Here is a 22567-nt window from a genome sequence, read left to right on the forward strand (position 1 = left end):
ATCTGGCCTGCATGCTGATGGCGCTGAGTTTGCTGGGCTTATCTGGCTGCATGCCTGCGCAGGAAAAATTCAATAACACTGACCTGACCGGCCTCGATTATGCCAAAGATTTTGCGCTGACAGATCACAATGGCAAGGCACGCAGCCTGGCAGACTTCAAGGGTAAGGCGGTAGTCATCTTTTTTGGCTACACCCAATGCCCGGATGTTTGCCCGACGACGATGGCAGAAATGGCGAGTGTCATGAAATTGCTGGGTCCTGATGCTGACAAGGTGCAGGTTCTGTTTGTGACCCTGGATCCTGAACGTGATACCCAGGCTTTGCTGGCCAGCTATGTACCCAATTTCGATAAGCGCTTCCTGGGTTTGTATGGCGATGCCGCAGCAACTGCCAAAGTCGCCAAAGAATTCAAGGTGTTTTATCAAAAGGTAGAAGGCAAGACTGCCAGCAGCTATACCATGGACCATACTGCGGGTAGTTATGTATTTGATCCTCAGGGGCGCATACGTTTATTCTTGCGCCATGGACAGGGGGCAGAACCTGTTGCCCATGATTTGAACATCCTGCTGAAATAAGGCGGCAGACAACACAAAGCAGGTGGCATTCATGTCACGAAACCCGCCAAGAAACCGGCCGCACGATCAACCACAAAACTGGCCACAAAGCCGCTGGATAAAACAAAAGGCACTCTCGCGAGTGCCTTTTTCTTTTGCTACAGTATGTGTTGATTATGCAAAACTGCTGAGGCTACCCTTCATTTTCTTCAGGGCTGCGCTTTCGATCTGGCGTATGCGTTCGGCAGATACACCGTATTCATCGGCCAGTTCGTGCAGGGTAGAGCCTGTACCATCATCATTTTTCAACCAGCGTGATTCTATGATGTGGCGTGAGCGTGCATCCAGCTTGGACAATGCAGATTCCAGGCCTTCGCTTTGCAGACGGTCATACTGGCGTGTTTCCAGAACACGGGTAGGCTCGTCGGACTCAGTTTTCAGATAAGCGATAGGAGCAAATTTCTCATCGTCATCATCCGTCGGTGCATCCAGGGCAATATCATGACCGGACAAACGCATTTCCATTTCGATGACTTCTTCGCGTTTGACATCCAGCGTTGATGCCAGGGCATCAATTTGCTTGGGTGTCATCGCGTCCAGGCCCTCTTTATGGCTGCGCAGGTTAAAGAACAATTTGCGCTGTGCTTTGGTTGTTGCTACCTTGACCAAACGCCAATTTTTCAAAATGTACTCATGCATTTCAGCTTTGATCCAGTGCATGGCATAGGACACCAGACGTACACCCTGGTCAGGGTCAAAACGCTTGACGGCTTTCATCAGGCCGATATTGCCTTCCTGGATCAAGTCAGCATGGGGCAAGCCATAGCCGAGATAACCACGGGCGATAGACACAACCAGGCGCAGATGCGACATAACCAGTTGCTGCGCAGCAGCCAGGTCATTGTCATGACGCAATTTGTTTGCAAAGTCAATCTCTTCCTGATGCGTAAGCATAGGCAGACGGTTGACTGCAGAGATATAGGCATCAATATTCCCCAGCGTACCACTAAAGCCAAGGGCCAGAGCAGTGCTGTCAGTTGCAGGGATCAATTGTGTCGATGTAGTTGCCATTTTTCCTCCTTATTGCTGCCTTAAGAGTATCAATTACTCCTTTTGGCACTTTCAAGCTTCTATATTAGCACTCTCTTGAGAAGAGTGCTAATACTCAGATTCTATGAAGTTCATCAAATAAATCTATTGAAAAACAAGCATTCATTTACAGCATGTATAGTACTTAGATAGATGCCTGGATGGAAAGTTGCAATCAATTCGATGCAAATTGTAAAAGCCTGTTGCAAAATCACGATGCTCAGATTGCTGCAAGTGTGAGAGATCACTAGCGACCCCTCGCGATCACTAAGTATCAGCAAGCAGTCAGCAGTATGAAGACGAAGCAAGAGCAGAATTATTGTGCGATTATTGAGCAAACAGCGCCAAGAATTTAGCTTGCGCGCGCCAATTGCCTTCTTACCGAGAGAAAAACACCAACCAGCCCAAGCAACATGCTAACAGCCAGTAGTATGGCGCTCTGTACGATACCCAACGGAGCAAGGTGAAATTCCGATGCATATAATTTAGCAAATTCTGCAATTGCCTTGTTCAACGGTTGCAGAGACGCCGCGATCAGGCCCAGTGCGAGGCCACCTGCCAGCAAGCCCAGCAAGGCACCGGTATAGTAATAAGGTTTGTGGATGAAACTGTTGGTCGCCCCCAGCAGGCGCGATACGGCAATTTCTGCCCTATGCGAAATCACCTGCAGGCGGGTGGCATTAAATACCACCACCACCACCACCACACCCAGTGTGGCAGCCAGGAACAACAAACCAAGCTGCATGATTTGTACCAGTGCGGCCAAGCGTTTGACCCAGGCAGAATCCAGCTGCACGACATCTACATCCGGCATTTGCCTGATTTCTTCTACCAGTGCTTCTATTTTGCCAGCATCATTATTCGACATGGACAATATATATGCGTCCGGTAAAGGATTGCCACCCAGGGTGGACAAGACTTCTGCCAGGTTGGATGATTGCTCAAGGCTGGCGAGTGCCTTGTCCTTGGGAATGAAATTCACGTTCGCTGTGATATTTTTTTCTTTCAGCAATTTCTTCAGCGGTATCGACAAGGCAGTGGCAGTTGCTCTTGGCGTGTCCGGGCTGACAAAGATGCTGATTTCTGGCTCGATAGACAGTTGTGAAGAGATAGGGCGTATATTTTCTATCAGGGTCAGTCCAGCGATGGGCAAGGCCAGCGCAATCGCCACCACCAGGACATTGAACGAGAAATTGCCAGGGCTGCTACGCAAATGGGCAAATGCACTCTTGATGGCAAACAAGTGCTGACGGAACCAGTTGGTCATGAATTTATCCTTGTTATTCTGTCATGCAGGATCAGGCGGCGAGTGAGGATTTCCAGGTACTGACTACCTGGCCCTGGCTTAGGTAAATCACGCGGCTGGCCTGATCGAGAAATTGTTCATCATGGCTGGAGATAATGCAGGTCACACCGGCGCTCTGGAAAGCCTTGAGCGCGCCCAATACCTTGTTGGCATTGTCACGGTCCAGAAAGGCAGTAGGTTCATCCGCCAGGATAATTTGTGGCCGGTTGACGATGGCACGGGCTATCGCCACCCGCTGTTGCTCACCACCAGATAATGCCAGTGGCAACGAATACGCTTTGTCTGGCAGGCCGACTTTTTCCAGTGCAATGCGGGCACGGGTCTCAGCTTCAGCATGGGAGGCGCCAGTGACAATGATGGGCAACATGACATTTGCCAATACGTGGCGGTCAGTCAATAATTTTTGGTCTTGCAAAATCAGGCCTAGTTTGCGGCGCAGATAAGGCAGGCTGCTGCTTTTGAGCTTGCCTATGTCCTGACCATTGACCTTGACCTGGCCTGCGGTGGGTTTTTCTATGCCTGCAATCATCTTCAACAAAGTAGATTTACCCGCACCAGATGGGCCAGCCAGGAAAATCAATTCACCGGCAGCAATTGATAATGAAACATCCTTGAGTGCATAAACATTTTGCGAATACTGTTTGCTGACGTGTTCAAATTCAATCATGATCGCGTTTGGCCTTTTTTTATGCAATTAACTGAGCAGGGCGTCAACAAATTCCTGGGCGTTAAATGGTTGCAAATCTTCAATCTGCTCGCCTATACCGATGAAATACACAGGCACAGGGCGGTTCTTGGCGATTGCTGCCAGCACGCCACCTTTGGCAGTGCCATCGAGCTTGGTGATGACCAATCCTGTCAATTGCAGGGCATCGTCAAAGGCCTTGACCTGGGCCAGTGCATTCTGACCAGTATTGCCGTCGATGATGAGCAAGACTTCTTGCGGTGCGCCATCCATGCCCTTGGCAATAACACGTTTGATCTTCTTCAATTCTTCCATCAGATGCAACTGGGTAGGCAGGCGGCCAGCTGTATCTACCATCACCACATCCGTGCCACGGGCACGGGCAGATGCTACTGCGTCAAAGGCTACCGCCGCCGGGTCGCCCGATTCTTGCGAGATCACAGTCACATTATTGCGCTCTCCCCAGATCGTCAGTTGCTCACGCGCCGCCGCACGGAAGGTGTCGCCCGCTGCCAGCAAAACCGATTGCTGGTGGGTTTGCATATGTTTCGCCAGCTTGCCTATGGTGGTGGTCTTGCCTGCACCATTCACGCCAGTGATCATCATGACCAGGGGTTGATAACGGCCGAGTTCCAGCGGTTTTTGCAAAGGCGTCAACATTTCCAGCAACAAGACTTTCAGGGCCGCCTTGACTTGTTCGGCATCCGTTAGCTTGTCTTCCTTGACCTTTTTCTTCAATCCATCGAGCAGGAACTGGGTAGCTTCCACACCCGCATCCGAGGTCAGTAGGGCAGCTTCGAGCTCTTCATACAAATCATCATCGATGCGGGCACCGACGAAGAGGGTGGTAAGATTCGAGGATGTTTTGGCCAGCCCAGCTTTCAGGCGGCTTAACCATGAGCGTTTTTGTTCAGGTTCAGGAGCGTGAGGGGCTATAAGCTCTGCTAATGCTGGTTTGACTTCAGCCACGGGCGCAGGAGCGGTAACAGTGGTAACAATGGCAGGCGTAGCAACAAAAGGTGCAGGACTGGCTGGCGTCGTAATAACGGGCGCGGGCTCAGCCACAACAACTGGTGCCTCTTCTTTGGGCTTCTTTTTGAAAAAACTAAACATCGGGATATTTGGGAGTGCGGGCGGCATATAGCCAGCCCTGATATTAGAATGCTGCCATTTTAACAGACAGCGCAAGATAAACAGATTTAGCCGTAGCAAGCATGCAATGAAAACAAATAGTAATAAAAAAACAAAAAATACGGCTGCAAAAGCAGTACCGGTAAAACGTCAACACCATCAAGTCCGCATCATAGGCGGCGTGTGGAAGCGCAGCCTGCTCAGCGTAGTAGATGCCGAGGGTTTGCGCCCTACGCCAGACCGCGTCAGGGAAACCCTGTTCAACTGGCTCAACCATTTGCTGCACAATAACTGGACCAGTGTACATTGCCTGGACCTGTTTGCAGGCAGTGGCGCGCTGGGTTTTGAAGCTGCCAGCCGTGGTGCAGCGCAAGTCATCATGGTTGAAGCGCATACGCCAGCCTACAAGCAACTGGAGCAAGTCAGGGATAAATTGCAAGCCAGCCAATGCAAATTGCTGAGGGCAGATGCATACAAGGCAGTCGAGGGCATGGCAAACCAGCCTCAGAAAATGGATGTAATCTTTCTTGATCCTCCTTTTGAGCAGGATTGGCTGGAGCGAATCCTGCCAGCCTGCGCACCATTATTGAGCGCTAAAGGCTATATTTATGTCGAATCAGAATTTTCGCTGGAGGTATCTTCTGGCGATGTAGCGATAGATGAAAAATTAGTTAAATTATTAAGCGGATGGCAAGTTATCTGCGCAGATAAAGCCGGTAGTGTGTACTTCCATATACTGCAACGCAACATTTTGCCGCATGAGGCGCACGAAAATCAGGCATAATGCCTGCTCAACTTGGTGCATGTCCTTATGCAGATTGCGAAAAAGGGAGTGAAGATGGTCACAGCCGTTTATCCGGGAACATTTGATCCGCTGACACGCGGTCATGAAGATCTGGTGCGTCGCGCATCCGGTCTTTTTGATACTTTGGTGGTGGGTGTGGCGGATAGCAAAAGCAAGAATCCATTTTTCTCCCTCGATGAACGTCTGGACATTGCCAATGAGGTGCTGGGACATTATCCGAACGTGAAGGTAGAGAGTTTCTCTGGTTTGCTAAAAGACTTTGTGCGCAAGAATGATGCACGCGTCATCGTGCGTGGCTTGCGCGCCGTATCTGACTTTGAATATGAATTCCAGATGGCGGGCATGAACCGTTATCTGCTGCCTGATGTAGAGACCCTGTTTCTGACACCCTCTGATCAGTATCAATTTATTTCAGGTACCATAGTGCGTGAGATCGCCATGTTCGGTGGTGACGTATCAAAATTTGTGTTCCCTTCAGTAGACCGCTGGCTGAAGAAGAAGGTCGCATTGCTGGCTGAGAGCAAGCCTTAAAGCAAGTACTGAATCAAGCAGTACATTCAAGTAGTACATGAAAGTGAAGTGACAACATGGCCCTGATGATTACAGACGATTGCATCAATTGTGATGTCTGCGAACCCGAATGCCCTAATGACGCCATTTACATGGGGCCGGAAATTTATGAGATTGACCCGCATAAATGTACCGAGTGTGTGGGCCATTACACTGAGCCACAATGTCAGCAGGTTTGCCCTGTCAGTTGCATCCCCTTCAATCCAGACTGGCGCGAAACGCCTGAGCAGTTGCAGGCGAAATACGAACAACTGCAGGTACTGCAAAAACCGCAACCAGCATAAACGGCTCATGAGTCGTTTATGCCGCGCCGCAGCTTTGATTATTTATTCCTTGCCAGATTTAATTGAACGAATCAAGGGCGCAAGGTTCCATGCTCACCTATGTTTTTCGGCTGCTCGCCAGTAATGGCTGCCTTGGCCATCGCAAACAATTGCGTCATCTTGCTTGAGCCACTATCCCAATATTCTGCTGCATGTATCTGCACTTTCAATAACATGAGATGGGGGTCATCCACACCTTCAGGAAACCATGGCTTGACCATGATGTTCCACAATTCTTCTGCTTTCTGACGGTCACGCAAGATTTCGGCACGGCCAGAGATGGAGATGTACAGGCTGTCATCGACATCAGCAAAACTCACATTGACTTCGGGGTGTTGGCGCACAGCATCGAGGTAGTTTGCTTCATCAGAAATAAAGAACCACATATTGCCAGCATCATCCACTTGCTGACTAGTCAGCGGACGGCTGCTCAGGCGATTGTTTTCATCTACTGTAGTGAACATGCCAAATTTAACATCTTTGGTCATGTCGCGGATTTTTACCAATGGATCGTTTTGAGTAGTCATGCTGGCCTCGTCATTTATAGGGTTTGATAACGAGGTAACAATAAACCGTATAGGCGCGTAACTCTGTACGGTATCGAACGTGAACAGTCTGAGCAAAGAAGTCTGCACAAATTTGCAGGGTGTGCTGTGCGCACGGCACAACCAGCAAGGTATGGACGGTCCTTTTTTTGCACCAGATTAAGTACTTTAAAAGCAGCGAACCTGGTTACGGCCACCGTTCTTGGCCTGGTATAAAGCCCGGTCAGCACGCAGCACCAGATCGCGGGCGATGCTGGTGGCATCGTCGTAATTGGTATTTTCATCGATGGTGGTCAGGCCTATGGATATCGTGGCCTGGCAAGTGCCAGCGTCACTCAATACAAAATCCTGACCAGCGATACTCTTGCGTATACGCTCTGCCACCTGTATCGCATCATGCAAATTAGTATTGACCAGCACGACTACAAATTCTTCACCACCAAAACGCCCCAGGGTGTCACTGAGCCGCAATTCATTCTTGATCCTTTTTGCCACTTCCTTCAATACATCATCACCACCCTGATGGCCATAACGGTCATTGATTTGTTTGAAAAAATCAATGTCCAGATACATGCAGGCAATGCTGTATCTTTGTCTGCGTGCACGGGCAATTTCTTCCAGCATGCGCTGTTCCACATAACGGCGGTTGCTGACATTCGTCAAAGGGTCGGTCAGGCCTATATAAGTCAGGCGCTCGTTGTTGATGACGTTTTCCAGGCAGATCGCAATGATGGAACCCAAGCGCTCGATAAAATCTGTCGCCATATTAGGCTGGAAACGGTCGGCCTTGAAACTGCCAAGATTAAGGCAACCGATGAGGCGGCCCTGCCGGCGCATTGGGATGATGGCGATACTGGCCGGTTTTTTATTGAAGCTGCTGAAGTAGCTTGAGTAAGCCAGGCTCTGGTACAGGCCCAACTGCGGTTTGCGCAGGGCAGTTTCTGGCTGGCTCAGTTCTACCTCATGCCGCAAGAAAACCAGGTGTGGGAATTCATTCAAGTCTATCTTCAGGTCGCACAGCATTTGCTGCAAGTCGCCCAATTTGTCGAACAATACGAGAGAGACCACATCGAGCTCTGAAGTGATGGCCAGTGCGCTGAAAATATTTGTGATCAGTTCACGAAAACTGTTAGCGCCAATAATCTTCAAATCAAAACTCTGGTGCCGTGCCATGATGCTTTGATTGCGGTGGGCAAGCGCAAGCAAACTGTCCAGCCGTGCGCGCAGCACCTGATTTTCATGCTGCAATTCCAGCAGCGCAGATGGTGTTTCATCTGGCTCTGTATCGGTATGCGCTGGCATCATGCTTTCCATGTTAGTCTGTAATTAGAATGCGATATTCATATTGATAGCATCACCAACACGCAGCAATTGCCCTACGCCCTGTTCGACAATGACATTCATGCCAAAGATGATGCCGCCATCGACCAGGGGATTGGCGCGGTAAGTCTGCAAGATATCCAGCGGGTCAGGACCAAACTCACCCGTACTCTGGTCTATTGATGGCATGGGGCAGCGCGGACAAGGCTTTACCGGGCGCAGTTGTATCAGGCTGCCAACTTCAAAATTCTCTGCATAATCTTCTTCAAAAGCTTCTATGCCATCCAGCACGATATTCGCTCGAAATCGGTTCATGGGCAGCGCACTGCGCCCCTGCTTTTCAAGTTTCTGATTGAGGTCATCCAGAGAAGCAGATGCCGTCAGCAAGATGGGATAGCCATCAGAGAAGCGGGTAGCGACCAGTTTGTCGCCTGTCCATTTCTGACTCGCATAACGCTGCGTCTGCGGCGTGCTGCGTACCAGCCTGCAGGGCGTATCCAGCGCCTTGCTGAACCAGTCTGCCATGGCCTGCCCGCAATCGAGGGCGGGGAAATTTTCTTCCCAGATCGTGACTGAAGTAATGCTGGTATCTTCTTGCGGGTTTAGTGACAGCACAGGCATACCGGGCGCGTGGATGTAAAGCCCGTCACTACGGATTTCTGGCCGTATCAAGGCCATCTTCGGGAATTCTCTTTGCGTCAGAAATTGCCCTTGCTGGTTCACCAGCATCCATTCGCGGTCATGTATGCCTTCAAAACTGAGGCCGGTTTCAGTCAGCGTGGCCGCTTCCAGTGTGATACCGGCGCAGGACTTGATGGGGTAAATGCTAAGTGACAATATGCTGGGCATGATCTTGATGCAATTAGTAGGCAGGAAAGTATGTCGACTATTTTAATGGCTAAGCTATATTCATGCTGGTGTTTAAGGCATATACCATGCCAGATTCCTGATTTGATGATGTTTGGCAATCAATCATTTCCCTGAAAAGCACGTCGGTAAGCCGAAGGTGACAGACCAAATTCACGCGCAAAATAACGGCGCAGTAATAATCCGGTACCAAAACCTGTATCCGCTGCGATGTCATCAATCGCCCGCTTGCTGGTTTCGAGCTGGCGCTGGGCTTGTGCCAGCCTTTGGTTCAATAACCATTTACCCACGGTCGTGCCGGTTTGCTGCTGGAAGTGGCGGGTAAAGCTGCGTCTGCTCATCAGGGCTCTTTGCGCCAGTTGATCAAGCTGTTGAGGTTCTGCCAGATTTGCCAGCATCCATTCCAGCACTTTGGCCAGGCGGTTATCGGCTGCCAGCACGGGCACGGGCTGTTCTATGTATTGCGCCTGCCCACCCTGCCTGTGCGGTGCTACCACAAGACGCCGGGCAACATGGGCCGCCACATCAGCACCATAGGTACTGCGCAGCACATGCAGGCAGCAATCTATGCCCGCAGCAGTGCCAGCTGAAGTGACAACATCACCATGATCCACATACAGCACATTTGGGTCCAGGCTGATTTGGGGATAGCGTTCAGAAAAAGCCTTGCTCAAAGCCCAATGCGTGGTGGCGCTGCGCTTGTCGAGTAAACCTGCTTCTGCCAGCACAAAAGCACCCAGACACAAACCTATGATGCGCGCACCCCGTGCATGTGCCTGACGCAGTGTCTGCAGCAGTGCAGGCGGGGCAGGGCGCAAGTCATCATGCCAGGAGGGGATGACTACCATGTCAGCCTTGCCCAGCGCAGGTAAGCCATGTCGCACATGAATACCAAAGCCAGCGCTGGTGCGCACTTCAGCCTGTGCCTTGCCGGGCAGGGCCAGACAGACCTTGAGATCGAACAAGGGCATGTCCAGACCGCCATGATGCTCGCCAAATACCATGCAGGGGACAGACAAATGGAAAGGGCTGATGCCATCAAAGGCCAGCACGGCGATATTGATCTTATTGTCAGGGGTAGATGTGAGCATGGCCTGATTGTATCGAATATTGGCAATCGGGTCACTTATATTCTGAGCCTGCATGGCTGAAAATGCATCCCATGAACAGCGCTGCTGTTTTATTCAATCCATCTTGAATTTACCTCAAAAGGAAATGCCATGACTGCCAGCAACTCTGTAAAACGCGCCCTGATCGTTATTGATGTACAAAATGAATACTTCACCGGCAATATGCAAATCAGCTACCCTGATCCACAAGTATCCCTGCAAAACATAGGCAGGGCGATGGATGTGGCCAAGGCTGCTGGTATTCCTGTCTTGGTGGTACAGCACTCCGCGCCAGAAACTTCACCTATCTTTGCGCGTGGTTCCAAAACCTGGGAGTTGCATGACGTGGTTGCCAGCCGTCATGCCGATCACCGCATAGAAAAAAACATGGCCAGTGTATTTGCTGGCACTGATGTGGCAGCATGGCTCAAAAAGAATGAGATCAATACCCTGAGCATAGTCGGTTACATGACGCACAACTGCAATGCCAGCAGCATACTTGAAGCGGCGCACCTGGGTTATCAGCTTGAAATGCTGAACGATGCAACAGGCTCACTGCCCTATGAAAATGCGGCTGGTTATGCAACTGCGGAAGAAATTCACCGTGTCTTCAGTGTCGTCTTCCATTCCAATTTTGCTGCAGTCGTCAGTACCGATAGCTGGGTGGCTGCCGTGAAGGCGGGCGAACTGCTAAGTCCGGCCAATGTGTATAGCTCACATATGGCAGGCCGCCAGCGTGCGGCGACTTAAGTTCACGATTTCTTTTACGGCTTCTTTTGCGACTTCTGTTCAGGACTTTTGATTAGAACTTTCGCTTAGGGCGTCTCGTGTTATTGAACCAAAGCCCGGCTCGCAAGCAGCCGGGCTTTTATTTTTTCTTGGCTTTACAGAATTGGGTTTCTGAAAAAAGCATTGACTTCCAAAAATGGTACCGCTACCATAATCAACAATAATCGTCATTAACAATAATCGTCATTAACAGTATTCATCATCAATATTCAAGCATACTCACAAGAGCAGCGACTAGGCAAAATAATAAGGGGCATGAGATGCAGGGTTTAAGAACATGGCTGGGCAACGCAGTCTGCTATGTCGTATTGGCAGTGTTGAGTCATATGGCAGCCAGTGGTGTCGCATTTGCGCAAAGCAGGCCAGCCGCTACAGCAGAGGCACCACCGGCCTCGCCAGCGCTGCTCCAAAACATCTATGGCCGTGCTCATACCAGTCTCAATGGCCGCTGGAATTACATCATTGATCCCTATGAGATGGGCTATTACGATTATCGCCGCATGCCGTTTGATGAGTCAGCAACTGGCAAGGGCGGCTTTTATGATGACCGCGCGCCCAAGGATAAAAACGACTGGGTCGAATACAATTTCGACTTGTCACCAACAATGAAAATACCAGGTGACTGGAATTCACAGGCAGAAAAATTGCAACTGTACGAAGGCACGATCTGGCTGCGCCAGGTGTTTGATGCCGAGCCCAAAGCGGGCAAGAATTACTTCCTCTACTTTGGCGCGGTCAATTACGAGGCGCATGTCTATTTGAATGGTAAAAAACTGGGTAGTCATAAAGGGGGCTTCACGCCATTTCAGTTTGATGTGACAGGTAAGCTCAACAAGGGTAAAAACTTTGTCATCGTCAAGGCCGATAACACACGACACCAGCATGAAATACCTACCGTCAATACCGACTGGTGGAATTACGGCGGCATCACCCGCGACGTCTTGCTGGCGGAATTGCCATCAACCTACATCAATGATTATAAAATCCAGCTCGCCAAGGGCAACCTCAAGCGCATAGAGGGTTTTGTGCAATTGGCAGGCGTGCACAAGTTAGAGGATATCAAGATCAATATTGCCGAGGCGGGTATCAGCGCTATGGTAAAGACTGACGCCAATGGCCGTGCCGCCATCAGCATCCCGGTGGAAAAAATGACGTACTGGTCGCCAGAAAATCCCAAGCTGTACAAAGTAGATATTGCCGCTGCCGGTGATACCGTCAGCGACCACATCGGTTTTCGTACCATAGAAACAAGGGGCCAGGACATCCTGTTGAATGGCAAGTCCATATTCTTGCGCGGCATCTCCCTGCATGATGAAAACCCACTCATCGTCGGTCGCCTGCGCGGCCAGGCAGATATGCGCATGATGCTGCAATGGGCCAAGGAATTGAATTCGAATTACGTGCGCCTCGCACATTATCCGCATAGTGAAGAAATGCTGCGTCTGGCAGATGAAATGGGTTTGCTGGTCTGGGCAGAAGTACCGGTGTACTGGACTATCTCCTGGACTAACCCCGACACTTATCAGAACGCCAGCCAGCAACTCACAGACCTGATGCTCAGGGACAAAAACCGTGCCAGCGTGATTATCTGGTCGATAGGTAATGAAACCCCGGTCAGCGATGTGCGTAATGTCTTTATGAGCAAACTGGCAGCAACTGCACGCGCCAACGACGATAGCCGTTTGGTCGCCGCCGCACTCGAAGTGCACCGCGAAGGCCATGATGTGATAGTTGAAGACCCGCTGGCAGACAAACTTGATCTGGTCAGTTTCAATGAATATGCCGGCTGGTATTGGAGTAATACCAAAGGGATGCTGGATTACCGCTTCAAGATCAAATACAACAAGCCGGTAGTCATTACAGAATTTGGTGCCGATGCCCTGGCGGGCTTTCATGCAGAGTCTGACACGCGCTGGAGTGAAGAGTATCAGGATGTGCTCTATCAAAAGCAGTTCAAGATGCTGACCGCTATGCCGGGTCTGCGTGGCATGACGCCATGGATACTGGCGGATTTCCGCTCGCCACGCCGCCAGCATCCTTACTACCAGGACTTCTGGAACCGCAAGGGATTGATCTCTGACAGCGGTAAAAAGAAGAAGGCATTTTTCACCTTGAAAAACTTCTATGACGATGTGCAAAAGAAGTATCAATAAAAAATGGCAAAACACGATATGCATGGCAATAAATCCAGAGCGCTGGCAGCATTTTTTGCTGCCCTGATCCTGACTACAAATGCGTCAGCACAAGACAGGCAGATAGAGCAAAAAGTCGATGCGTTGCTAAAGCAGATGACGCTGGAAGAAAAGGTCGGCCAGCTACACCAGCTATCAGGACGTGACCTGACCGGCCCTGCCAATAATAGAAATACCAATATCCTCGCAGAAATCCGCAAGGGAAAAATAGGTTCCATGCTGAACGTCAGAGGCGTCGCAGAAACCCGCGAAGTGCAGGCGGCAGCCTTGCAATCGCGACTGAAGATACCACTGCTGTTCAGCCTCGACGTGATACATGGTTACAAGACCATCTTCCCCATTCCTTTGGCTGAGGCTGCCTCCTGGGATTTGCCAGCGATAGAGCAATCTGCCCAAGTCGCCGCCAAGGAAGCGGCAGCGTCCGGCATACACTGGACCTTTGCACCCATGGTTGATATCAGCCGTGACCCGCGCTGGGGCCGGGTGATGGAGGGGGCCGGTGAAGATACTTATCTTGGTAGCCAGATAGCCAGAGCAAGGGTGCTGGGTTTTCAAGGAAAAAAGCTCGGTGGCACAGATGCCGTCATGGCCACCGCCAAGCATTTTGCCGCCTACGGCGCTGCAATAGCCGGGCGTGATTACAATGCCGTGGATATGAGTGAACATCAGTTATGGGAAATTTATCTGCCACCATTCAAGGCAGCGGTAGATGCGGGTGTTGCCACGTTCATGAATTCCTTCAATACCCTGAATGGCATCCCGGCAACCGGTAGTGCTTATTTACAGCGTGACATACTCAAGGGCGTATGGAAGTATCAGGGTTTCATCGTCAGTGACTGGGCATCGATTGCGGAAATGGTCAAGCACGGCTATGCCGCAGATATTTCTGACGCTGCGCAAAAAGCGATCAACGCAGGTAGCGATATGGACATGGAAGGCTTTGCTTATTCCAGTTCGCTGGTGCAGTTGGTCAAGAGCGGTAAAGTAAAAACAGCATTGCTGGATGATGCAGTCAGGCGCATCCTTTACAAAAAATTTGAATTGGGTCTGTTCGATGACCCATATCGTTTTTCTGATGCGAAGCGTGAACAGGACGCATTGAATGATCCTAGCCATAGACTCATTGCCCGCGATGTAGCGCGTAAATCCCTGGTGCTGCTCAAGAATGACAAGCAGACCTTGCCCTTGAATAAGGCTGTCAAATCGATCGCCGTGATAGGCCCATTGGCAAATGCGCGCCGTGACCTGGAAGGTGGCTGGATCGTCAAATCAGACGCAGCCCAGGTGGTCAGTTTGCTGGATGGCATACGCAGCCATGTGGCGAAAGACACTGAAGTGATTTTTTCGCCGGGTTGTGATGTTGCCTGCACCACGACCGATGGTTTTGCCGCAGCAATGGCAGCGGCAGACAAGGCAGATACGGTCTTGCTGGTGCTCGGTGAAAGCTGGGATATGAGTGGCGAGGCGAAATCACGCACGGACCTGGGCTTGCCGGGTTTGCAGACACAATTATTCGAAGCAGTGCGACTGAAAGGTAAACCAGTCACAGTCGTGATCATGGCCGGAAGGCCGCTGGTGTTTAATACCGTAGCTGATCAGGCTACTGCGGTTTTATATACATGGTTTGCGGGCAGTGAAGGTGGTAATGCCATTGCCGATGTCTTGTTTGGTGATTACAACCCTTCGGGCAAGTTGCCAATGACTTTTCCGCGTAGTGTGGGCCAGATACCCATTTCATACGATACTTATGAAACCGGCAGGCCTGTGCAGGACGTGAAAAATGTCGTCTATAAATCGGCCTATATTGATACTCCGAATACCCCGCGTTACGCCTTCGGACATGGTTTGAGTTATACCGATTTCAGTTATAGCAATCTGAGCTTCAGTCATAAAAACATGCAGCCCGGCTCTACCGTGACGGTCTCGTTTGATTTGCGCAATACTGGCAAACGTGATGGTGAAGAAGTGGTGCAATTGTATTTGCGTGACCCGGTAGCCTCAATAGTACGTCCGGTCAAACAACTGAAAGGCTTCCACAAAATCAAACTGGTGGCCGGTGAGCAAAAGCGTGTGTCTTTCACAATAGACCAGGCCATGCTATCGTTTTATGACAGTAAATTGACATGGATCGCGGAACCGGGCAAATTCATCATCATGCTGGGCAGCGCATCAGACGATATCCGGCTTAGTGGAGAACTGCAGCTTCTGGACAAGCAGAAGTAGGATTGACAATAGAATGATCAGTAGTGACCTCACTGTTGGCAAATGGCTATGGGCGAATTTGCAATGCTATAATTTATGGATGAAAAACAAGTCATCCTCTATAGCGGCAGTCAAAGCCGATCTTGCAAGTGCAGCGACTGAAACACCTGTTACTGACGTGTCTGCGACTGATCCTGTGCGGCGCAGCCGTCGCTCCAGTGGTGGCTTTACTTTACGTGACGTGGCAAAGCTGGCCAATGTCGCGCCTATCACTGCTTCGCGGGCTTTGAATACTCCTGACGCGGTATCCCCAGCCATACTGGCAAGGGTGCGCGAAGCGGTAGAGCGTACCGGCTATGTGCCCAATCTGCTGGCAGGTGGCCTGGCGTCGAAAAAGAGCCGTCTTGTGGCTGCGGTGGTGCCTACCATCACTGGTTCGGTATTTTTAGAGATGGTGCAATCCCTCACCAAGTCTTTGGCAGATGAAGGTTACCAATTGATGTTGGGTCAGGCTGGCTATGAAAACTCGCGCGAAGATGCCTTGCTGGAAGCCATCATAGGGCGCCGTCCAGATGGTGTCGTGCTGACTGGTATCATGCGTTCGGTGCTTGGTCGCAAGCGCCTGCTCGCCAGTGGTATCCCGGTGGTGGAAACCTGGGATCTGACGCCGACACCAATTGATATGCTGGTTGGTTTTTCGCATGAAAAAATCGGTGAGGCAGTGGCAAAATATCTGCATGGCCGTGGACGCAAGCGCGTGGCCACCATCAGCGCCAATGATGAGCGCGCAGTACGCCGCAACAAGGCATTTTCTGATGCAGCGCTGACCCTTGGCATGGGGCAGGCAGGCGCGAAAGAAGTCGCTACCTGCATAGTCAAGGCACCAACGACACTCGGCAGCGGCCGTAGTGGCCTGCGCAGCTTGCTGGAGAATGATCCTGCCATTGATGCGATCTTTTGCAGCTCAGACATGATGGCCCTGGGCGTCATCACCGAGGCGCATGCCATGGGTATTGCCATACCTGCGCAACTGGCTGTAGTAGGCCTGGGTGACCAGGAATTTTCAAAAGACCTCAATCCACCATTGACCAGTGTACGCATAGATGGCACGGCCATAGGCACCCAGGCAGCGCGTTTCATTATTGAGCGCGTGGATGGCAAGCCAGTGACAGACAAGGTCAGGGACATAGGTTTTTCCATTGTCGAACGTGGCAGTACATAATTTTTTTAAGGCTGTTGTCTTAACCGTTTTCTCCTCAAGGGTGGGGAATTGCTGGTCATGTCGTCCGGCGCATTACTGTGGCCGAGGGTATGCTGCCTTCAGTTGCGGTATTAATCCTGATTCAATTCCTGTTGTAAATCACACTGGCAGTGAAAAGAATATTCAAACTCCCACAATTCGCTCGAGAAAGTGATTGACTTTCAAAATAGGTACCGCTACCATTAATTCATATTTGGTAGCGGTACCATTGTGCGGTAAGAAAAAAAGAAAATGAAGTTAGCAAGCTTTGTCGGCCGGTAATCGGAACTCCCATCAATTTAGCCCACCGGTGAAATGGGCAGGCCTTCATGAGCAATGCCAGTAAAAGAATAATCCAGACCAATAGCTGTATTAATTAATCCCAATCATTTATGCAAACACCCGTTTTTTCCAATGTTAGCAATCCCCGTTTTCAAGTGCAGGCCACACCCTTTGTGACCAGGTTGCAAGTGATACCGGTGGCTGGTTACGACAGCATGCTGCTCAATCTGAGTGGTGCCCATGGTCCTTATTTCACCCGCAATATCGTGATCCTGACAGACAGTGCTGGCAACCAGGGTGTGGGTGAAGTACCAGGAGGTGCAGAGATAGAAAAAACCCTGAATGACGCGCGGCCCCTCATCATTGGTCAGCCTGTCGGAGCCTTTAACAGCATGCTTAATCAAGTCCGCACCGCCTTTGCGCAGCGTGATGCAAAAGGACGCGGGCACCAGACCTTTGACTTGCGTATTACCGTACATGCGGTGACCGCACTTGAATCTGCCTTGCTGGATTTGCTAGGCAAATTCCTGGGTGTGTCAGTGGCGGCCCTGCTTGGTGAAGGCCAGCAGCGCACCCAGGTCGATGTGCTGGGTTATTTGTTCTACATCGGCAACCGCCATGACACCAGCTTGCCTTATCCTGATCTCGGTACAGTTGCGGGGCCAGACGATGACTGGGCCATGTTGCGTTGTCAGCCTGCGCTCGATACCAAATCCGTTCTTGCTCTGGCCAGGGCAGCCCATCAACGCTATGGCTTCCGTGACTTCAAACTCAAGGGTGGCGTGTTACGTGGTGAAGATGAAATTGAAACCGTCACCGCGCTGGCAGAAGCATTTCCTGATGCGCGTATCACCCTTGATCCAAATGGCGCATGGTCATTGAAAGACGCCATACGCCTGTGCCGTGACCGTGCTGATGTGCTGGCCTATGCAGAAGACCCATGCGGTGCAGAAGATGGCTTTTCTGGCCGTGAAGTGATGGCAGAATTTCGCCGCGAAACCGGCTTGCCAACCGCCACCAATATGGTAGCCACCGACTGGCGCGAGCTCGGCCATGCCGTGCAATTACAGGCTGTTGATATCCCCTTGGCAGACCCGCATTTCTGGACCATGCAAGGCTCCGTCCGCGTTGCACAGATGTGCAAGGAGAGGGGGTTGACCTGGGGCTCGCATTCCAACAATCATTTCGATATCTCACTGGCGATGTTCACCCATGTGGCCGCCGCCGCGCCAGGAAAAGTTACCGCTATCGATACCCACTGGATCTGGCAGGACGGCCAGCGCCTGACCAAGACTCCCCTGAACATCAGCAATGGCGTGATAGGCGTACCTGACAAACCTGGTCTGGGTGTAGAACTTGATATGGCCGCAGTAGAAGCGGCACACCAGCTGTATCTGAACATGGGATTGGGCGCACGCAATGACGCGATCGCCATGCAATTCCTGATCCCGGGATGGGCATTCGACAATAAAAAACCTTGTCTGGTGCGCTAGATAAAGCGGAGCAGTAACAGTAAACCTATCGACGCAATCGGTGTCATAAGGACGGGCAGCAACATAGTAATAAAACTCGCAGTTATAAAATAAAACAGCAAGGAGACAAAAAATGTTCCGCAGTACTACAAAAAATAAGCATGCAAACAAACACAAAAATTCTGGTCGCAATAACAGCAGGCAGCAATATCAGTTAGCCCCGGTCACTGCCGCCGTCGCAGTGGCTATCCTGAGTTGCATGAACACCGCACAGGCGCAGCAAGCCGCTACAACAACGCCGACAGCATCAACGGCAAATAAGGCGACAGCGGCGACCGCAGAGGTAGATGAAAAAGGCCTGGCTAAAGTAGTTATCTCTGCCAACAAACGCGTAGAGAAGCTGGAGAATGTACCAATGTCGATATCCGTCATTGGTGAAGAGCAATTGCAGCGCAATAATGTGCGCGACCTCGATGACATCATCGACCTGTCACCCGCATTGACCAAGACCCAGAGTGACAACCCGGCAAATACGGGTTTGAACATGCGCGGCATAGGCACGCAGTCTATAGGCATAGGTGTGGAGTCTGATGTTGCCGTGATCGTTGATGATATTCCTATCGGTATGCAGGTGCAGGCTTTCTGCGATCTGGCAGATGTCTCCCGTGTTGAAATCCTCAAAGGCCCGCAGAGTACCTTGTTCGGCAAATCGGCGATTGCCGGTGCTATCAATATTGTTACCAAACCTATTTCTGGCCCCATCGTATCGCGCGCCAGCATCTTGCTTTCCAGCGACAGGGAGTGGCGTCTGGGTGCATCCATAGGCGGTGAAGTATCTGAGAAATTCGGTTTTCGTATCGCGGCCAGCAATAATGATTTTCCTGGTAACGTCAATAATCTGACCACCGGTAAAATGACCAATGGCTCTGCCGGAAAAACCTTTCTGGCTAAATTGAACTGGCGTTTGACAGACGATCTCGATATTGATTTCTCACCTCGCTATAACTATACAAAAACAGATTGCTGCGCACTGGTCGTCACCAGCCTGACGGGCACTAATATACAAAACGGCTTACTGAACAATTCCCCAGCGATGCCTATCACGCAAGTGCTGGCAGGGATTACACCTGGGCCCGATAACCGCACCATCCGCAATGACACGTTCACCGGACAAGAATCGACGACGCGTGGCTTTGGTCTCAGAGTGAATTATCAGTTGTCGAATGGCGCGACTCTGACGTCAATCACCTCTGGTGACCGCTATCATGCCTACGATTCACGAGACCAGGACTTTACCGATGCACCTGTCATGTTGTACTACCCGGTCACAGGTTCGACCAAGTCATCGGGCCTGAACCAGGGGGCAGAGCAGCATGGCCGTTTTGATGTCATCTCACGCACGCAGGAGATACGTGTGGTATCGGCAGATACAGGCAACTTTCGCTATGTTGCTGGCCTTTGGTATGGCAAGAATGAACTGGCGCGTTACTTCAAGCGCGGTGAAAATGGCCTGGTCGCTACCAGCCCTACCGAGTTTTATGGCGACACCTACAATATCAATAAAGCCGTATTTGGCCAGGCAAGTTGGGAATTTATTCCTACTTATACTTTGACGACCGGTATACGTTTTAACAGGCAAGAATCCGGCTATCATTTTTCCGGAACTGGAAACCCTTCCAAATTGCTATTTGGCAGCCCTTATGTCGCTGTCAATAATTTTTCCAGCGTGGGCAATGTAGAAAATGCCACCACCGGCAAGCTCAGTTTGCAAAAACAATTCACCCCTACATTGATGGGCTATGTTTCGGTATCCACTGGCTATAAAGGGCAGGCTTACGATATCACCAGCAGCCTGTCTGCCTTGACCGCATCCCAGCAACCTGTCAAATCAGAAACCGCAAAAAGCTTTGAAATCGGCATGAAGGGCAATTTCCTCGATAACCGTCTGACTGTGGCAGCGACACTGTTCAGCAGCAAGTTCAAAGACTATCAGCAAAATTCAGGCAGCTATATCCCCGATACCTTGATTTACCAGACCCGCCTGAATAGCCTGGAAGGCGTGCAGACCAAGGGCGCAGAACTTGACATCAATGCCCTGGCCAGCGGGGACTTGCTCATCAATGCTAATGTCGCCTACACCGATGCGACCATCACCTCATTCAAGAACTCTACTTGCTATCAGGTGACTGGCAGTCCCAATGGCGGTTTCAACGATACCTGCATGTTGAAAAACCCCTTGTATGGCGATCAAAATACCACTGATGTATCGGGCGGACGTATGCCGTTTTCACCCAAGCGTAAAGCCAGCGTTGGTTTTAAATATGATTTGAAATTACCTGAGATGAGTTTTGATGCCTACGTCACAGGCAATGTGGTTTACGCCAGCGACATGATCTCCAATCTCGATCAAAACCCGCTGAACTTTGTACCGGCCACTACCTATGTGCATGGCGGTTTTGGCTTCCGTGAAAAATCTGGCCGCGCTACCTTGAGCTTCAGGGTCAATAATCTGTTTGACCGCCAATACCGCGCCAACCGTTCTTTCCCATTGGCCAGCTTCAATGCAACAGCACCTAATCCGGTGGCGAATGTCACCACCACAACCTGGACACCGACACGTAATGCATTCCGTTATATTTCTGTGCGTCTGGATGTGAAGTTTTAAATGGCACTAACCGGGAATGATTGATCAAGATTTAGCAGACATCGAACAAGCAAAATCCTATGCTTATGCTACAGGCAGGCCGTTTTCTGAATGCAATACTATACAGTTACGGCCCGCTTTTTTTGCCCGGTACAATGCCTGGTCTGCAGCCTCGACCAATGCGCTCAGGTTCATGCCCCGGTTCGAAGAATCTGCTACGCCTGCGCTCAGAGTGCTTTGCAATACTTCATTCTTCCAGTTTATCTGTAATTCAGAATACAGCAGGCGCACGCGTTCAGCCAATTGTGCTGCACCTTGTTCGCCAGTACCAGTCAGCAAAATGCAAAACTCTTCGCCGCCATAGCGCGCCAGGCAATCTTCACTGCGGACGATGGTCTGCAACAGCGCTGCCAGACGGCGCAGCACTTCGTCACCTGCCTGGTGTCCATGAACATCATTAACGCGCTTGAAAAAATCCACGTCTATCATGATCACAGACAGCGGTTCGCCAGTCCGGGTGGCACGCGCCAGCAAGCGTCTTGATTCATCTTCAAAACTCCGGCGGTTCAACAAACCCGTAAGGCTGTCGTGCGAAGCTTTTTCGCGTAACTCGCTAACGAGGCGAAAGGTGATCAACATGACCAGCGATAGAGAAATAGAAAGTTGGGACAGACCGCCAAGCACCAGAAAAACCGGATTGACATCCCCTTGTGCAAAGAGTGAGATTTCTTGCGCTGGCTTGCTCATCATATTCAAGGCCCTGAGCAGACTCATCAGGGCAATAAAGGCAAAAGAAACGGTGGCCAGATTGTAGGCAGTTTTCAGCGGTTGTGTGGCTTTGACCATCAAGTTCAGTGCACAGGCACCGAATACGCAACTGAACAGGATAGAGTTGGCAATCACCAGCATGCGTATGTCATCACGCCATATGCCCAGCCACAGGCTCTGCACCATCATTTGCCCGCCCACCCACACCGTGAACCAGTAATGGCAACGTTTGCCATTGAAGGCTTCAATGCCATTGTAGATCAGCCCATAACCACAACCGGTGATCAAAGGTACGCTGGCAATAATCCATAAAGGCCAATCAGGCGACATCTGGGTGCTGGTAAAAATCCCTATGCACATGCAGCAATGCCCCGCGGCCCACTGACGCGCGCCCTTGATATTGTCCGCATGAAAACTGATCAGTGCCATCATGCCCGCACCCAGCAGATTAATCCCGCTCAGCATCAGCATGATGGTGCGGACATCAAGTTTCATGAGACGCTCGCACCGGTGGTGACGCTGGGGCTCTTGTCAGGCAAATTGACTCCGCGAAGTGGACTTGGTTAAATAATGATGCGCCTAAAATATGACATCTGAAGCACAAGGGCAATGCAGGAAATAAAAAAGCCGCGAATGTCGCGGCTTTTGTTGGGTTTTATGGCCTTGTTCAGTCC

The 22567-nt window shown here is 50.7% G+C and carries 19 protein-coding genes; 10 read left to right on the forward strand and 9 right to left on the reverse strand.

Annotated elements, in window-relative coordinates; translation table 11 throughout:
• Positions 1 to 11: 11 nt before the first annotated feature.
• Positions 12 to 575: an SCO family protein gene (locus tag ACO0LG_RS15180; RefSeq protein WP_423027999.1), complete on the forward strand. Its 564-nt coding sequence runs from the start codon at positions 12 to 14 to the stop codon at positions 573 to 575.
• Between the two features lie 153 nt (positions 576 to 728).
• On the opposite strand, the gene rpoH is transcribed toward ACO0LG_RS15180, so the two are convergent.
• The 4 genes from rpoH to ftsY form a co-directional block, all read right to left on the reverse strand.
• The gene (rpoH, locus tag ACO0LG_RS15185; RefSeq protein WP_423027744.1) at positions 729 to 1625 is read right to left on the reverse strand and encodes an RNA polymerase sigma factor RpoH; all 897 of its coding nucleotides are present in this window, start codon (positions 1623 to 1625) and stop codon (positions 729 to 731) included.
• Between the two features lie 370 nt (positions 1626 to 1995).
• Positions 1996 to 2910: a cell division protein FtsX gene (locus ACO0LG_RS15190; RefSeq protein ID WP_423027746.1), complete on the reverse strand. Its 915-nt coding sequence runs from the start codon at positions 2908 to 2910 to the stop codon at positions 1996 to 1998.
• Positions 2911 to 2941: 31 nt separating this feature from the next.
• The gene (locus ACO0LG_RS15195) at positions 2942 to 3616 is read right to left on the reverse strand and encodes a cell division ATP-binding protein FtsE (protein WP_423027748.1); all 675 of its coding nucleotides are present in this window, start codon (positions 3614 to 3616) and stop codon (positions 2942 to 2944) included.
• 27 nt (positions 3617 to 3643) lie between these two features.
• The gene (gene ftsY, locus ACO0LG_RS15200) at positions 3644 to 4747 is read right to left on the reverse strand and encodes a signal recognition particle-docking protein FtsY (protein WP_423028001.1); all 1104 of its coding nucleotides are present in this window, start codon (positions 4745 to 4747) and stop codon (positions 3644 to 3646) included.
• 106 nt (positions 4748 to 4853) lie between these two features.
• On the opposite strand from ftsY, the gene rsmD reads away from it, so the two are divergent.
• From rsmD to ACO0LG_RS15215, 3 genes are read left to right on the forward strand one after another with little or no spacing between them, the layout of a single operon-like run.
• Positions 4854 to 5549: a 16S rRNA (guanine(966)-N(2))-methyltransferase RsmD gene (rsmD, locus tag ACO0LG_RS15205; protein WP_423027750.1), complete on the forward strand. Its 696-nt coding sequence runs from the start codon at positions 4854 to 4856 to the stop codon at positions 5547 to 5549.
• A gap of 54 nt (positions 5550 to 5603) precedes the next feature.
• Positions 5604 to 6101 carry a pantetheine-phosphate adenylyltransferase gene (gene coaD, locus ACO0LG_RS15210; protein ID WP_423027752.1) on the forward strand — a complete coding sequence of 166 codons (498 nt, stop codon included), beginning with the start codon at positions 5604 to 5606 and terminating at the stop codon, positions 6099 to 6101.
• Between the two features lie 56 nt (positions 6102 to 6157).
• A complete protein-coding gene (locus ACO0LG_RS15215; RefSeq protein WP_423027754.1) occupies positions 6158 to 6424 on the forward strand; it encodes a YfhL family 4Fe-4S dicluster ferredoxin in 267 nt (88 codons plus the stop codon).
• A 71-nt stretch (positions 6425 to 6495) separates the two neighbouring features.
• Here the strand turns inward: ACO0LG_RS15215 and ACO0LG_RS15220 are convergent, their stop codons facing one another.
• From ACO0LG_RS15220 to ACO0LG_RS15235, 4 genes are all read right to left on the reverse strand, one after another.
• Positions 6496 to 6990 carry a pyridoxamine 5'-phosphate oxidase family protein gene (locus ACO0LG_RS15220; RefSeq protein WP_423027756.1) on the reverse strand — a complete coding sequence of 165 codons (495 nt, stop codon included), beginning with the start codon at positions 6988 to 6990 and terminating at the stop codon, positions 6496 to 6498.
• Between the two features lie 186 nt (positions 6991 to 7176).
• Positions 7177 to 8310: a DUF484 family protein gene (locus ACO0LG_RS15225; RefSeq protein WP_423027758.1), complete on the reverse strand. Its 1134-nt coding sequence runs from the start codon at positions 8308 to 8310 to the stop codon at positions 7177 to 7179.
• A gap of 24 nt (positions 8311 to 8334) precedes the next feature.
• Positions 8335 to 9177 (reverse strand): MOSC domain-containing protein, encoded by an 843-nt coding sequence (locus tag ACO0LG_RS15230; RefSeq protein ID WP_423027760.1) that lies wholly within the window; start codon positions 9175 to 9177, stop codon positions 8335 to 8337.
• Positions 9178 to 9296: 119 nt separating this feature from the next.
• Positions 9297 to 10286: a GlxA family transcriptional regulator gene (locus tag ACO0LG_RS15235; protein ID WP_423027762.1), complete on the reverse strand. Its 990-nt coding sequence runs from the start codon at positions 10284 to 10286 to the stop codon at positions 9297 to 9299.
• A 129-nt stretch (positions 10287 to 10415) separates the two neighbouring features.
• Between ACO0LG_RS15235 and ACO0LG_RS15240 the strand changes: the two genes are divergently transcribed.
• From ACO0LG_RS15240 to ACO0LG_RS15265, 6 genes are all read left to right on the forward strand, one after another.
• A complete protein-coding gene (locus ACO0LG_RS15240; protein ID WP_423027764.1) occupies positions 10416 to 11054 on the forward strand; it encodes a cysteine hydrolase family protein in 639 nt (212 codons plus the stop codon).
• Positions 11055 to 11353: 299 nt separating this feature from the next.
• The gene (locus ACO0LG_RS15245; protein ID WP_423027766.1) at positions 11354 to 13246 is read left to right on the forward strand and encodes a glycoside hydrolase family 2 protein; all 1893 of its coding nucleotides are present in this window, start codon (positions 11354 to 11356) and stop codon (positions 13244 to 13246) included.
• Between the two features lie 3 nt (positions 13247 to 13249).
• Entirely contained in the window at positions 13250 to 15508 is a 2259-nt protein-coding gene (locus tag ACO0LG_RS15250) for a glycoside hydrolase family 3 N-terminal domain-containing protein (RefSeq protein WP_423027768.1), read from the forward strand.
• A 79-nt stretch (positions 15509 to 15587) separates the two neighbouring features.
• Positions 15588 to 16709, forward strand: coding sequence for a LacI family DNA-binding transcriptional regulator (locus tag ACO0LG_RS15255; RefSeq protein WP_423027770.1), 1122 nt, complete (start codon positions 15588 to 15590; stop codon positions 16707 to 16709).
• Between the two features lie 410 nt (positions 16710 to 17119).
• A complete protein-coding gene (locus tag ACO0LG_RS15260) occupies positions 17120 to 18502 on the forward strand; it encodes an enolase C-terminal domain-like protein (protein WP_423027772.1) in 1383 nt (460 codons plus the stop codon).
• A 112-nt stretch (positions 18503 to 18614) separates the two neighbouring features.
• Positions 18615 to 21146 (forward strand): TonB-dependent receptor, encoded by a 2532-nt coding sequence (locus tag ACO0LG_RS15265; RefSeq protein ID WP_423027774.1) that lies wholly within the window; start codon positions 18615 to 18617, stop codon positions 21144 to 21146.
• Positions 21147 to 21209: 63 nt separating this feature from the next.
• On the opposite strand, the gene ACO0LG_RS15270 is transcribed toward ACO0LG_RS15265, so the two are convergent.
• Entirely contained in the window at positions 21210 to 22388 is a 1179-nt protein-coding gene (locus tag ACO0LG_RS15270; protein WP_423027776.1) for a GGDEF domain-containing protein, read from the reverse strand.
• Positions 22389 to 22567 lie beyond the last annotated feature (179 nt).

This window comes from Undibacterium sp. Ji42W, assembly GCF_049340405.1.
Lineage (GTDB): Bacteria > Pseudomonadota > Gammaproteobacteria > Burkholderiales > Burkholderiaceae_D > Undibacterium.

Excerpts from the sequence above, each read along its gene's own strand:
- coaD (WP_423027752.1), top strand. The coding sequence starts at position 5,604 with ATGGTCACAGCCGTTTATCCGGGAACATTTGATCCGCTGACACGCGGT.
- ACO0LG_RS15220 (WP_423027756.1), bottom strand. The coding sequence starts at position 6,990 with ATGACTACTCAAAACGATCCATTGGTAAAAATCCGCGACATGACCAAA.
- ACO0LG_RS15260 (WP_423027772.1), top strand. The coding sequence starts at position 17,120 with ATGCAAACACCCGTTTTTTCCAATGTTAGCAATCCCCGTTTTCAAGTG.
- ACO0LG_RS15190 (WP_423027746.1), bottom strand. The coding sequence starts at position 2,910 with ATGACCAACTGGTTCCGTCAGCACTTGTTTGCCATCAAGAGTGCATTT.
- ACO0LG_RS15235 (WP_423027762.1), bottom strand. The coding sequence starts at position 10,286 with ATGCTCACATCTACCCCTGACAATAAGATCAATATCGCCGTGCTGGCC.
- ACO0LG_RS15240 (WP_423027764.1), top strand. The coding sequence starts at position 10,416 with ATGACTGCCAGCAACTCTGTAAAACGCGCCCTGATCGTTATTGATGTA.
- ACO0LG_RS15255 (WP_423027770.1), top strand. The coding sequence starts at position 15,588 with ATGAAAAACAAGTCATCCTCTATAGCGGCAGTCAAAGCCGATCTTGCA.
- ACO0LG_RS15245 (WP_423027766.1), top strand. The coding sequence starts at position 11,354 with ATGCAGGGTTTAAGAACATGGCTGGGCAACGCAGTCTGCTATGTCGTA.
- ACO0LG_RS15265 (WP_423027774.1), top strand. The coding sequence starts at position 18,615 with ATGTTCCGCAGTACTACAAAAAATAAGCATGCAAACAAACACAAAAAT.
- ACO0LG_RS15230 (WP_423027760.1), bottom strand. The coding sequence starts at position 9,177 with ATGCCCAGCATATTGTCACTTAGCATTTACCCCATCAAGTCCTGCGCC.
- rsmD (WP_423027750.1), top strand. The coding sequence starts at position 4,854 with ATGAAAACAAATAGTAATAAAAAAACAAAAAATACGGCTGCAAAAGCA.
- ACO0LG_RS15270 (WP_423027776.1), bottom strand. The coding sequence starts at position 22,388 with ATGAAACTTGATGTCCGCACCATCATGCTGATGCTGAGCGGGATTAAT.
- ftsY (WP_423028001.1), bottom strand. The coding sequence starts at position 4,747 with ATGTTTAGTTTTTTCAAAAAGAAGCCCAAAGAAGAGGCACCAGTTGTT.
- ACO0LG_RS15225 (WP_423027758.1), bottom strand. The coding sequence starts at position 8,310 with ATGCCAGCGCATACCGATACAGAGCCAGATGAAACACCATCTGCGCTG.
- rpoH (WP_423027744.1), bottom strand. The coding sequence starts at position 1,625 with ATGGCAACTACATCGACACAATTGATCCCTGCAACTGACAGCACTGCT.
- ACO0LG_RS15215 (WP_423027754.1), top strand. The coding sequence starts at position 6,158 with ATGGCCCTGATGATTACAGACGATTGCATCAATTGTGATGTCTGCGAA.
- ACO0LG_RS15180 (WP_423027999.1), top strand. The coding sequence starts at position 12 with ATGCTGATGGCGCTGAGTTTGCTGGGCTTATCTGGCTGCATGCCTGCG.
- ACO0LG_RS15250 (WP_423027768.1), top strand. The coding sequence starts at position 13,250 with ATGGCAAAACACGATATGCATGGCAATAAATCCAGAGCGCTGGCAGCA.
- ACO0LG_RS15195 (WP_423027748.1), bottom strand. The coding sequence starts at position 3,616 with ATGATTGAATTTGAACACGTCAGCAAACAGTATTCGCAAAATGTTTAT.